At 69.6% G+C, this 11,323-nt stretch carries 14 protein-coding genes; 10 read left to right on the top strand and 4 right to left on the bottom strand.

All coding sequences use genetic code 11. The features are described 5' to 3' along the window. Nucleotide 1 precedes the first annotated feature (1 nt). Nucleotides 2-1,543: an arabinosylfuranosidase ArfA gene (gene arfA / locus Ate02nite_RS17710; RefSeq protein WP_203806733.1), complete on the top strand. Its 1,542-nt coding sequence runs from the start codon at nt 2-4 to the stop codon at nt 1,541-1,543. 42 nt (nt 1,544-1,585) lie between these two features. Further along, nucleotides 1,586-2,182 carry a GrpB family protein gene (locus tag Ate02nite_RS17705; protein ID WP_203806731.1) on the top strand — a complete coding sequence of 199 codons (597 nt, stop codon included), beginning with the start codon at nt 1,586-1,588 and terminating at the stop codon, nt 2,180-2,182. Nucleotides 2,183-2,199: 17 nt separating this feature from the next. Here the strand turns inward: Ate02nite_RS17705 and Ate02nite_RS17700 are convergent, their stop codons facing one another. Continuing rightward, on the bottom strand, nt 2,200-2,754 hold the full coding sequence (locus Ate02nite_RS17700) for a TetR/AcrR family transcriptional regulator (RefSeq protein WP_203806729.1): 555 nt from the start codon (nt 2,752-2,754) through the stop codon (nt 2,200-2,202). Nucleotides 2,755-2,841: 87 nt separating this feature from the next. Between Ate02nite_RS17700 and Ate02nite_RS17695 the strand changes: the two genes are divergently transcribed. The 8 genes from Ate02nite_RS17695 (at nt 2,842) to htpG (ending at nt 9,328) form a co-directional block, all read left to right on the top strand. Then, the gene (locus tag Ate02nite_RS17695; RefSeq protein ID WP_203806727.1) at nt 2,842-3,204 is read left to right on the top strand and encodes a nuclear transport factor 2 family protein; all 363 of its coding nucleotides are present in this window, start codon (nt 2,842-2,844) and stop codon (nt 3,202-3,204) included. Between the two features lie 87 nt (nt 3,205-3,291). Next, a complete protein-coding gene (locus tag Ate02nite_RS17690; protein ID WP_203806725.1) occupies nt 3,292-3,636 on the top strand; it encodes a YciI family protein in 345 nt (114 codons plus the stop codon). Beyond that, entirely contained in the window at nt 3,633-4,817 is a 1,185-nt protein-coding gene (locus Ate02nite_RS17685; protein WP_203806723.1) for an RNA polymerase sigma factor, read from the top strand. Before Ate02nite_RS17690 ends, Ate02nite_RS17685 begins: the two co-directional genes overlap by 4 nt. Before the next feature lie 180 nt (nt 4,818-4,997). Next, a complete protein-coding gene (locus tag Ate02nite_RS17680) occupies nt 4,998-5,966 on the top strand; it encodes a serine hydrolase domain-containing protein (RefSeq protein ID WP_203806721.1) in 969 nt (322 codons plus the stop codon). Nucleotides 5,967-5,976: 10 nt separating this feature from the next. Next, the gene (locus Ate02nite_RS17675; RefSeq protein WP_203806719.1) at nt 5,977-6,903 is read left to right on the top strand and encodes an RNA polymerase subunit sigma-70; all 927 of its coding nucleotides are present in this window, start codon (nt 5,977-5,979) and stop codon (nt 6,901-6,903) included. A 45-nt stretch (nt 6,904-6,948) separates the two neighbouring features. Then, nucleotides 6,949-7,266 carry a hypothetical protein gene (locus Ate02nite_RS17670; protein ID WP_203806717.1) on the top strand — a complete coding sequence of 106 codons (318 nt, stop codon included), beginning with the start codon at nt 6,949-6,951 and terminating at the stop codon, nt 7,264-7,266. Continuing rightward, complete coding sequence (locus tag Ate02nite_RS17665; protein WP_203806715.1) at nt 7,158-7,463, top strand: hypothetical protein; 306 nt, start codon at nt 7,158-7,160, stop codon at nt 7,461-7,463. The genes Ate02nite_RS17670 and Ate02nite_RS17665 overlap by 109 nt, the downstream gene beginning before the upstream one ends. A 35-nt stretch (nt 7,464-7,498) precedes the next feature. Further along, nucleotides 7,499-9,328: a molecular chaperone HtpG gene (gene htpG, locus Ate02nite_RS17660; protein WP_203806713.1), complete on the top strand. Its 1,830-nt coding sequence runs from the start codon at nt 7,499-7,501 to the stop codon at nt 9,326-9,328. Here the strand turns inward: htpG and Ate02nite_RS17655 are convergent, their stop codons facing one another. The 3 genes from Ate02nite_RS17655 to Ate02nite_RS17645 form a co-directional block, all read right to left on the bottom strand. Then, the gene (locus Ate02nite_RS17655) at nt 9,329-10,174 is read right to left on the bottom strand and encodes a PfkB family carbohydrate kinase (RefSeq protein WP_203806711.1); all 846 of its coding nucleotides are present in this window, start codon (nt 10,172-10,174) and stop codon (nt 9,329-9,331) included. Next, nucleotides 10,171-10,326, bottom strand: coding sequence for a hypothetical protein (locus Ate02nite_RS17650; protein WP_203806708.1), 156 nt, complete (start codon nt 10,324-10,326; stop codon nt 10,171-10,173). Before Ate02nite_RS17650 ends, Ate02nite_RS17655 begins: the two co-directional genes overlap by 4 nt. 74 nt (nt 10,327-10,400) lie before the next feature. Further along, the gene (locus Ate02nite_RS17645; RefSeq protein WP_203806706.1) at nt 10,401-11,288 is read right to left on the bottom strand and encodes an amidohydrolase family protein; all 888 of its coding nucleotides are present in this window, start codon (nt 11,286-11,288) and stop codon (nt 10,401-10,403) included. Nucleotides 11,289-11,323 lie beyond the last annotated feature (35 nt).

Genomic DNA, 11,323 nt, shown 5'->3' with positions numbered 1-11,323 from the left:
GTTGCCCAACGCGTCCTTCCGGCTCGACCCGGCCTTCACCATCGCGCCGGTCTCCCGCCGCACCTTCGGCTCGTTCGTCGAGCACATGGGCCGCTGCGTCTACACCGGTATCTACGAGCCCACGCACGCCACCGCCGATGCGGACGGCTTCCGGCAGGACGTGCTCGCGCTGACCCGCGAGCTGGGCGTGTCGACGGTGCGTTATCCCGGCGGCAACTTCGTCTCCGGTTACCGCTGGGAGGACGGCATCGGCCCGGTCGCCGACCGGCCGGTCCGGCGCGACCTGGCCTGGCACAGCCTCGAGACCAACGAGGTGGGCATCGACGAATTCATGCGCTGGGCCGGCAAGGCCGGCGTCGAGGTGATGTACGCGCTGAACCTGGGCACCCGCGGCGTCGCCGAGGCGTTGGACGTCCAGGAATACCTGAACCACCCCGACCGCACCCGGCTGGCCGAGCTGCGCCGCTCGCATGGCGCGGACAAGCCCTACGGGATCTCGATGTTCTGCCTAGGCAACGAACTCGATGGACCTTGGCAGACCGGACACAAAACCGCTTACGAGTACGGGCGTCTGGCGGCCGAAACCGCACGGGCCATGCGGGCCGCCGAGCCGGATCTGGAGCTCGTCGCCTGCGGCAGTTCCAGCTCCTCGATGCCGACGTTCGCCGCCTGGGAGTCGGAAGTTCTAGAACTGACCTACGACCAGGTCGACTACATCTCGGCGCACGCGTACTACGAGCCGTTCGACGGCGACATCGGCAGTTTCCTGGCGTCGGCCGTGGACATGGACCACTTCATCAACAGCGTGGTCGCCACCGCCGACAGCATCGGCGCCAAGCTGAAGAGCAGGAAACGCCTGAAGATCTCGTTCGACGAGTGGAACGTCTGGTACCAGACCCGCTTCCAGGCCACCCGCGAGACCGAGTGGCAGGTCGCGCCTCGGGTCATCGAGGACAGTTACAACGTGACCGACGCGGTGGTGGTCGGCAGCCTGCTGATCTCCCTGCTCCGGCACAGCGACCGGGTCACGGCGGCCTGCCAGGCCCAGCTGGTCAACGTGATCGCCCCGATCCGCACCGAACCCGGCGGCCCGGCCTGGCGGCAGACCATCTTCCACCCGTTCGCCATCACCTCCAGGCTGGCCAAGGGCGCGGTGCTGCGGGTGGAGCCGGACTCGCCGGTCTACGCGACCGAGCGTTACGGCGACGTCCCGGTGGTCGACGCGGTAGCCACCCACGACCCCGACTCGGGCGACGTGACGATCTTCGCGGTCAACCGCTCGCAGGACTCGGCCACCGACCTGACGGTGTCCCTGGCCGGCTTCGGCGGCGCGCTGCGGGTAGCCGAGTCGTGGACCGTCCACGACGACGACCCGAACGCCACCAACACCGCCACCGACCCGGACCGGGTGACCGCCGTTCCGTTGTCGCCGGCTTCGTTGTCGTCAGCTTCGTTGTCGTCGGCTTCGGTGGCCGACGGTGAGCTGCGGGTTTCGCTGGCCCCGGTCTCCTGGACCGCGATCCGGCTCACGCCGGGGGAGTAATCGTCGTATTCTGGCCGACTTCCCTTTTCCCGGAGGTGTGAGTTGGCCGAATATCCCGACGAGATTCGGGAGCGCCTGGTCGGCACTCCCGAGCAGAACGCGACCCGCCTGGTGGGTGAGCGGCCGGCGCGGTGGGACCACATCGTCATCGAGGACTACGACCCGTACTGGGTCACCCGCTTCGACGATGCCGCCGCGCCGATCCGCTCGGCCCTCGGTTCGCAGATCCGCGGCCTGGAACACGTGGGCTCCACGTCGGTGCCCGGCCTGCCCGCCAAGCCGGTCATCGACATCGACCTGACGCTGGACGACACCGAGTTCGAGGCGGCTTATCTGCCGCCGCTGGAGAAGCTGGGTTACCGGCTGATCCTGCGCGAGCCCTGGTGGCACGGCCACCGCATGCTGATCCCACCGAACGCGGACATCAACCTGCACGTCTGGCCACCCCACTCACCCGAGTTGGTGCGCCACCGCCTGTTCCGCGACTGGCTACGGACCCACCCCGACGACCGCTCCCGCTACGCGGACACGAAGCGGCGGGTGGCCCGAGAGACCGCAGCCAACCCGAGCGACTACAACATGGCCAAGAACGACGTAATCGACGACATTTTCACCCGCATCTTCGCCGCCCCGGTCTGACGCGGCTGGGTCGACGGTCAGCCTGCGCGCAAGCCGGCGAGGACTACGGCGAGGATTCGGCTGCGGCTGGCGGCGTCGCCGGCGTACTCCAGGGCCTTTGAGGTGCCGGCCAGCAAGCCGATCAGCTCGGGGACCTCCAGGTCTTGGCGCGCGGCGCCGGACTGCTGCGCCTTGCGCAGCAGCGTGGCCAGCGCCTCGCGCAAGGCTCGCTGGGGTTCGCCGGTCAGGTCGCGCACGTCTACGCCGGCCGAGGCGAGCATGCTGGTCAGGGCATTCTTCACCTCGCTCTGCTCGACTGCCTGGCGCAGGAAGGTCGCCAGCGCCGTGGCCGGGTCGCCGTCGGTGGCCAGCCGGGTGGCATCTGCGGCCAGGCGCTGCAGGCGGGCCTCGAAGACGCCCCGGATCAGCTCCTCCTTGGTCGGGAAGTGCCGGAACAGGGTGCCGATGCCGACTCCGGCGGCCTTCGCGATCTCCTCGGTGGACACCGTGGTGCCGTGCTCGACCAGCACCTGTTCGGCGGCTTCGAGGATGCGGGCCCGGTTGCGGATGGCGTCGGCGCGCGGTGGCGTCATGGCACTCCCGAGGGGTAGTAAGCGGAGTGGCTGCTCCGTATAGTGACAAGCGGAGTGATGACTTCTATTTTGCCACGGGAGTTCGCGATGACACCACGAGAGGTCTTTCTGAAGCTCAATGCGGCGATCGGCAGCGCCGACTGGTCCGAGCTGCATCTGCTCTACGCCGAGGACGCGGAGGTCGAGATCCCGTTCCGGCCGGACCGGATCCACGGGCGGGAACGGATCCGGGAGCACTTCGCGCTGCACGCCGGGCGGATCGTTCTAGAACCCCGCGATGTGCAGATCTATAACACCGACGACCCGGAGGTGGTTATCGCCGAGTGGAAGTATGAGGTCGGCGGTCGGCTGTTGCAGAACATTCAGGTGATGCGGGTGCGCGACGGGCTGATCGTGGAGACGCGGGACTATCACGACCACCGGCAGCTCGCCGAAATTCTTCGCGGCTGAGGTTTCGCGGGGCTGAGGTTTTTCGGAGCTGAGTGTCGAGAACGGGGACGCCCGGTTCGTATGGATGGTGACGGAAGGGAGCGCATCATGCGCCAGTACCTGCTCAGCATCTACCAGCCCGACGGGCCACCGCCTCCGCCCGAGGTCCTCGAGCCGATCATGACCGAGCTCGGGAAGCTCAACGAGGAAATGAAGGCCGCCGGGGCCTGGGTCTTCGCGGTCGGGCTGCACCCGCCGGCGAGCGCCACGGTGATCCGCGACCGGGACGGCGAGCCGACACTCACCGACGGCCCGTTCACCGAGGGCAAGGAACACATGGGCGGCTTCACCGTTATCAACGCCGAAGACCTGGACGCGGCCCTGGACTGGGGCTCACGGATGGCGAAGGTGCTCGCACCCCTGGCGATCGAGGTCCGTCCGATTCAGTGGTGACCGAGATCGAGCGGATCTTCCGCGCCGAGTACGGCCGCGCCGTCGCCGTCCTGATCCGGTACTTCGGCGATATAGAACTCGCCGAGGAAGCGGTCCAGGAGGCGTTCGTCGCGGCCGTGCAACGCTGGCCGGAGCTGGGCATCCCACCCAGCCCGGCCGGCTGGATCATCACAACCGCCCGCAACCGCGCGATCGACCACCTGCGCCGCGAGTCAGAGCGCCCCGCCAGGGAGGTGACCGCGTCGGGGGACACCACGCTCGCGGAGGAGCCTGACGACATGCTTCGGCTGATCTTTACCTGCTGCCATCCGGCGCTGGCGCCGGCGTCTCGGGTGGCGCTCACGCTGCGGCTGCTCGGTGGGCTCAGCACCGGGGAGATCGCGCGGGCGTTTCTGGTGCCGGAGGCGACCATGGCCCAGCGGATCAGCCGGGCCAAGGCCAAGATCCGGGACGCCGGCATTCCCTATCGGGTGCCCCGGGACGCTGATCTGCCGGACCGGCTCGGTGCCGTGCTGGCCGTGCTCTATCTGATCTTCAACGAGGGTTACGCGCCCAGCGGTGGTGCGCTTGTCACCCGTACCGAAATGACGGCGGAAGCTATTCGCCTGGGCCGTCTTGTCGTGGTTTTGATGCCGGATGAGCCGGAGGCTCGCGGCCTGCTCGCGCTGATGCTGCTGATCGAGTCGCGGCGGGCGGCCCGGGTCGGCGCGGACGGCGATCCGGTGCCGCTGGCCGCGCAGGACCGTGGGCTGTGGAACCGGGAGCTGATCGCCGAGGGGCAGGCGCTGGTGCGCGGCTGCCTGCGGCGCGGGCGGCCGGGGCCCTATCAGATCCAGGCCGCCATCAACGCCGTGCATGCCGACGGGGTGACCGACTGGCGGCAGGTGCTCGCCCTCTATGACCAACTCTTCGCGCTCACGCCTACCTCGGTGGTGGCGTTGCACCGGGCCGTCGCGGTCTCTGAGGTAGAAGGGCCTGGGCCGGCGTTGCAGATCGTTGAGGGGCTGAGTTCTATAACTGGGCATCACGTCTGGCATGTGGTGCGGGCCGAACTTCTGCATCGGCTCGGACGGCGGGCCGAGGCTGCCGCCGGGTTCCGCCGCGCCGCCGAATTGGCCGGGAACGCGGCCGAGCGGCGCTTCCTGCTCGGCCGCGCCGACGCCGATGATGCCGAAGATTGACGCGGCCGCGAACGTGCGGTGGCGGCCACCCGCCCACGACCACGCCCATCGAATCAGACACCGAAAGAACCGTCGATGCAACAGCTCTGTCGGCTTTGATTTGCCGAACTCCGGGATCTGCTATTTCCGAGGTCTCGGGCGGAACCAACCGGAAACGACGTGCGGTTAGCGTGGGCAATTGTGGACCTGCGGCGGGTGGTGGAGCTGGTCGAGCAGGGCGGGACCCGCGCCCAGCTGTGCGTGCTGCGCGACGGCGAGGTGGTGCTCGACCGGGCCTGGGGCGTCGGCGCGGACACGCCGTTCGTGCTGTTCTCGGCCGGCAAACCGGTCATGGCGATGCTGGTGCACCGGCTCGCCCGGCAGGGGGCGCTGCGGCTGGACGACCCGATCGCCCGGCACTGGCCGGAATTCGCCGAGCACGGCAAGGACGGGATCACCATTCGGCACGTGCTCCGGCATCGGTCCGGACTCCCGTACGCCCGGAGTATTCGCGGTGATGCCCTGATCGCCACCCGGTGGGATCGGTCGGTCCGCGCCCTGGCGCGGGCCCGGCCGCACAGCGCGCCGGGCGCGGTCTGCGCCTACCACGTGCTCAGCCACGGGTTTCTGCTCGGCGAGGTGGTGCGACGGGTCACCGGGCGGCCGCTGCCCGGCGTGTTCCGGGACGAGATGTTCGCACCGGCCAAGATGCGGCATTCGCGGCTCGGGCCGCCGGGGTCGCGGGTGCCGATGCGTGGCGGGCCGGTCGTGCCACGGGCGCTTTTCAACCGCCGGGCGGTACGTGACGCGGTGATCCCGGCGGCGACCGTCTCCAGCACCGCGCGGGACCTGGCCGCGTTCTATCAGTCGCTGCTGGACGACGGGAGCTGGCGGGAGGCGACCACGCCGACCAGCGAGGGCGAGACCGATCTCGTCTCCGGCATCCCGATCCGCTGGTCGGAGGGATTCCAGCTCGGGCAGCCGGGCCGGGCCCGGTTCTTCGGCAGCCGAGCGGACCCGCTTGCGTTCGGGCACAACGGGTCCAACGCCTGTTTCGGGTGGGCGGATCCGGGGCGGCGGCTGGTGGTGGCCTACCTGACCAACCGGCTGGGCGGCGGTCCGGGGCGGTCGCCGCATCAGTGTGCGGTCAGCGACGCCCTCCTGGAGTAGCTTCTCGGGCATGGAGGCACAGCTCGCGGCGCTGCGGCCCGAGCTTGTCGGGTTCGCCTACCGGATGCTCGGCTCGCCCTACGAGGCGGAGGACGCGGCTCAGGAGACGCTGCTGCGCGCCTGGAAACACGGCGGCGACTACGACCCGGCGCGCGGCTCGGTGCGCACCTGGGTCTATCGCATCGCCACCAACGTGTGCCTCGACATGCTGCGGTCGGCGCGGCGCCGGGCCCGCCCGGTCGACTTCGAGGCCACCCTGACCCTTGGCGCGCCGCTGCCCGAGACGACCTGGGTGCTGCCCATCCTCGGCGACCCGGCCGAGGTCGCGGTGCGGCGGGACACCGTGCGGCTCGCGTTCGTCGCGGCGCTTCAGCACCTGCCCGCCCGGCAGCGGGCCGTGCTGATCCTGCGGGACGTGTTCTGCTGGCCCGCCGACGAGGTCGCCGTCCTGCTCGACACCACCGTGCCGTCGGTGACCAGCGCCCTGCAACGGGCCCGCGCCGCGCTGCGCAAGACCGACCTCGCGCCGCCCAGCACGCTGTCCGACGAGGCGAAACTCGCCCTGGTCGAGCGGTACGCGGACGCCTTCCACCGGGACGACATCGCCGCCCTGGTCGCCGTCCTGCAGGAGGACGTGCTCAACTCGATGCCGCCGTTCACCTGGTGGATCCGCGGCCGCGACACGGTGGCCGCCGTGATGGCTGCCTCCGACGGGTCGTGCCACGGCGCCCGGCTGGTGCCCGTGACGGCCAACGGCGGCCTGGCCCTCTGGCAGGAGCGGCCGACCGGGCCGGGCGGGTCGTTCGAGCGGTTCGCGCTGCTGGTCTTCGAGTTCGGCGACGAGCTGATCTCCGAGGTCACGACGTTCCTCGGCTACCGCGCCGAGGCCCCGGCGGTGATCAAACCAGGCCCTGCGGATGTCACGGGACGGCCGTGACATAAGGCCCAGATGATCCGCGCCGAGCGGGCCGAACATCAATTCATGTCCATCCGCCGAGCCGCACCCGCGATCGCGCTGTTCTTCCTGTCACCGCTGGTGGCCGAGTTCCTGCTGGGCGACTTCACGCTGGCCCAGCTGCCCTTCCTGTTCCTGCTCGGCCCGGCCTACGGCGGCGCTGCCATCGTGATCCGCTGGCCGGCGGCGGCGCGCTCTCGGCGGTCGACCCGCTTCCCTGGGGGATCGGCGTCCCGGTGGTCCTGGCCGTGCTGGCCGCGATCGTCGTCGCGGTCGCCCGCTGGTCGCGCCGGCCCGGCTGGGACGGCCGGCATCGCCTGGCCCTCGCGGCGGGCGGCCTCCTGACGTACGCCTGGCACAGCTTCACCATGACCCCGGTCATCGCCGCGCCCGGGTGGCTGATCGTCGTCAGTCACGTGGTGTTCGCGCTGGCCGCGGTCCTGCTGCTCGTCGCCGAGGCGCGCCGGGTGATCACCCGGGAGGTAAGAACCCCGGCCGGTGCCGACGTTGTGACGCTCAGGTCATACGATCTGGGCGAGTGACCAACCACTGTCGGCGACCTTTGGGAGTGCGGGGAATGGAGACGTTGGAGTTCCAGGCTGAGGCTCGGCAACTCTTGCAGTTGATGGTCCATTCGATCTATTCGAACAAGGACATCTTCCTGCGCGAGCTGATCTCGAACGCCTCCGACGCGCTGGACAAGCTGCGTCTGGCCACGCTTCAGGACGGGCTCGAGGCGGACACCTCCGATCTGCACATCGAGATCGAGGCCGACACCGAGGCGCGGACCCTGACGGTCCGCGACAACGGCATCGGGATGACCCACGAGGAGGTCGTCGACCTCATCGGCACGATCGCCAAATCGGGTACGGCGGAGCTGCTCACCAAGCTCAAGGAGGCCAAGGCGAGCCCCGAGCTGATCGGCCAGTTCGGCGTCGGGTTCTACTCGACGTTCATGGTCGCCGACCGGGTCGAGCTGGTGACCCGCAAGGCCGGCACCGAGGGCCACGGCACCCGCTGGGAGTCGGCCGGCGAGGGCACCTTCACCATCGACGACGCTCCGGACGCGCCGGTCGGCACCACCGTGACCGTCCACCTTCGTCCCAAGGACGAGGAGGACGCGCTCTACGACTACGCCGACGAGCGCAAGATCAAGGAAATCGTCAAGCGGTACTCCGACTTCATCTCGTTCCCGATCAAGATGGGCGACGAGACGCTCAACTCGATGAAGGCGCTGTGGGCGCGGCCGCGCTCCGAGGTGACCGACGAGGAGTACAACCAGTTCTACCGGCACATCAGCCACGACTGGAGCGACCCGCTCGAGATCATCAACATGAAGGCGGAGGGCACCTTCGAGTACGAAGCGCTGCTCTTCCTGCCCTCGCGGGCCCCGCACGACCTGTTCCAGCGTGACTCCAGCCGCGGCCTCCAGCTGTACGTCAAGCGTGTCTTCATCATGGACGACGGCAAGGAGCTGATCCCCGACTACCTGCGCTTCGTCAAGGGCGTGGTGGACGCGGCCGACCTGTCGCTGAACATCTCCCGGGAGATCCTCCAGCAGGACCGGCACATCCAGATGATCCGCCGCCGGCTGGTCAAGAAGGTGCTGTCCACGATCAAGGACCTGCTCAACAACAACGCCGAGAAGTACGCGACGTTCTGGCGGGAGTTCGGCAAGGCCCTCAAGGAAGGCCTGCTCAACGACCAGGACAACCAGAAGGCCATCCTCGACGTCTCGACGTTCTCGTCCACGGCCGGCGCCGAGCCGACCACCCTGGCCGCGTACGTGGAGCGGATGAAGGAGGGTCAGGAGGAGATCTACTACCTGACCGGCGACTCCCGCTCCCAGGTCGAGAACTCGCCGCACATGGAGGCGTTCCAGGCGCAGGGCTACGAGGTGCTGATCCTCACCGACCCGGTCGACGAGATCTGGGTCGAGGCGGTCCCCGACTACGACGGCAAGAAACTCCAGTCGATCGCCCGCGGCTCGGTCGACCTGCCCAAGGACGCCGAGGAGCCGGAACCGGAGGGCGACTTCGCGCCGCTGCTGACCTTCCTCAAGGAGAAACTGGACGAGCAGGTCAAGGACGTACGCCTGTCGCACCGGCTCACCACCAGCGCGGCCTGCCTGGTCAGCGACACTGACGACATCACGCCGGCGCTGGAGAAGATGTACCGGGCGATGGGCCAGGAGGGCCCGCGGGTCAAGCGCATCCTCGAGCTCAACCCGAACCACGCCCTGGTCAGCAGCCTGCGTGAGGCCCACGAGCGCAGTGCCGACGACGCGTCCCTGCCGGACACGGCCGAGCTGCTGTACGGCACGGCGCTCCTGGCCGAGGGCGGCGACCTGGAGGACCCGGCCCGCTTCGCCAAGCTGCTCGCCGACCGCCTGGCCAAGACGGTCTGATCAGCGGCGTCGTGGAAGGGCCGCGAGCCAGGCTCGCGGCCCGGCGTGCATGACGCGAACCCCGGCGACATGTACGGCGGTGTCGATCGCTGCCGGGAGATCGGCGTCGGCCAGCGCCGCGGCCAGGGCGCCGTGGAACGCGTCGCCGGCGCCGGCGGTGTCGACCGCGGCGACCGGCGGCACCGGGATCGTGCCGGATTGGGGGTCGCTGAACCAGCGGACCGGGTCCGGGCCGTGGGTGACGACCACGTGGGGTGCGCCGATCGCGGCGGCCAGGGCTTCGTCGGTGGGAGCGGCCTCGGCGGGGTGGCGGAAGGCCGCTGACGCGGCCACGACCTCGGCGAACGGGAAGATCTCGGTGAAGACCGGGCGCCAGGTGCCGGCGTCCACGACGAGGCGGCGGGCGCTGCGCGCCGCCGCGACGGCCAGCGCGGGGTGATGCCCGTCGACAAGCGTCAGGTCGGCGTCCGGCAGACCCTCTTGCGGTACGCGGACCAGAACGTCACCGGCGTTGCGGCTGACGATCGTCCGCTGGCCGGTTCCGGTGAGCACAGTTATGGCGGACACGGGCGGCGGTGCAGAAGAGTCCGGCGAGACATCTAGAACTCGTACGCCATGGTTCTGCAGGTCTGCGCGGATGAGATCGCCCAGCGCATGTGCGCCGACCGCGGTGACCAGGGTGACGTCCGTGCCCAGCGCGGCCGCGGTGACGGCGGCGTTCGCGGCCGGCCCGCCCGCCGCGACCGCAAACCCGGTGGCCTGCGCCTTCTCGTCCACTCCCGGGATGCGGTCCACCGAGTAGATCAGGTCGACCGTGGCCAGGCCGACGCACAGCAACCGGGTCAATTGGCCAGGTCTTGGAAGAACGTGCCGATTCCTCGGAACGCCTCCGCTATCGCGTCGCCGAGGCTCTGGGCTACGTCGGCGGCGGGGCCCGGTTGGGTGCCGATGTAGAAGATGAGCAGGATGAGCAGGATCCAGCCGACGGCCTTCTTCATGTGTCGGCCCCCTTCGGTGACCCGGGCGTGTCCTACCTGATCGTGGCATGCCCGCGCACCTAAATCCGGGATCTTCACCCGCGCGGCGCCGAACCGAGCAGGTCGCGGGCGTTCTCCCAGAGCACGGCGCGTAGCCACGAGTCGCCCAGATCGAGCCGGGCCAGTGATGCGATCTGATGCCCGTACGCGTAGGGGATGTTCGGGAAATCGCTGCCCAGCAGGACTTTTCCGGCCAGGCCGAGGTCGCGCAGCGCGGGCCGCAGGCCCGGCGGGAAGGGTGCCATCTCCTCGAAGAAGTCGGTGAACGCCATCGTGGTGTCCAGCCGGACGTTCGCGAAGGTGGCGGCCAGGTCGAAGAATTCGCGGTATTCGGGGGCGCCCATGTGCGCCACGATGATCGCCAGCCGTGGGTGGCGGCGCAGCACGTCGCCGATCGGGCCGGCGCCGGTGAAGCCGGCCGCGACCGGGCCGGAGCCGGCGTGCACGACGATCGGCGTGCCGGCCTCGGCGAGCAGTCCCCACACCGGGTCGAGTTCGGCGGCGCGTGGGTCGAAGCCGCCCACCTGCAGGTGCAGCTTGAAGATCTGCGCACCCTCGGCCAGCGCCGCCCGGGTGTAGGCGAGCGCCGACGGCTCGGGGAAGAACGTCGCGCTGGCCAGGCAACCTGGGGTGGCGGCGGCGAAGTCCAGGGTCCAGCGGTTGAGGTCGGCGGCCATGTCCGGCCGGTGGGCGTAGGCGAGGGCGCTGAAGGTCCGCACCCCGAGTTGCCGCAGCACGGCCAACCGATCCGAAAGATCCGATTTGTAGCTGATCGGCCACTCCCGTCCGATCAGCGGGCCGGCCGACCCGAAGTGGTGCCAGACCCGGCGTTCCATCCGTGGCGGCAGGAAGTGCGTGTGCACGTCGGCCAGGCCGGGCAGGCCGAGCGAGCCCCAGAACGCCGGCACCTCGTCATCGATCACCACCCCATTCTGAGGGCAGGCTGAGACGGCACATC

The organism is Paractinoplanes tereljensis (assembly GCF_016862435.1).
Taxonomy (GTDB): Bacteria; Actinomycetota; Actinomycetes; order Mycobacteriales; family Micromonosporaceae; genus Actinoplanes; species Actinoplanes tereljensis.
This window is presented reverse-complemented; position numbering and strand designations above follow the sequence as displayed.

Excerpts from the sequence above, each read along its gene's own strand:
- Ate02nite_RS17650 (WP_203806708.1), bottom strand. The coding sequence starts at position 10,326 with ATGAAGAAGGCCGTCGGCTGGATCCTGCTCATCCTGCTCATCTTCTAC.
- Ate02nite_RS17690 (WP_203806725.1), top strand. The coding sequence starts at position 3,292 with ATGCGCCAGTACCTGCTCAGCATCTACCAGCCCGACGGGCCACCGCCT.
- Ate02nite_RS17695 (WP_203806727.1), top strand. The coding sequence starts at position 2,842 with ATGACACCACGAGAGGTCTTTCTGAAGCTCAATGCGGCGATCGGCAGC.
- Ate02nite_RS17675 (WP_203806719.1), top strand. The coding sequence starts at position 5,977 with ATGGAGGCACAGCTCGCGGCGCTGCGGCCCGAGCTTGTCGGGTTCGCC.
- Ate02nite_RS17670 (WP_203806717.1), top strand. The coding sequence starts at position 6,949 with ATGTCCATCCGCCGAGCCGCACCCGCGATCGCGCTGTTCTTCCTGTCA.
- htpG (WP_203806713.1), top strand. The coding sequence starts at position 7,499 with ATGGAGACGTTGGAGTTCCAGGCTGAGGCTCGGCAACTCTTGCAGTTG.
- Ate02nite_RS17700 (WP_203806729.1), bottom strand. The coding sequence starts at position 2,754 with ATGACGCCACCGCGCGCCGACGCCATCCGCAACCGGGCCCGCATCCTC.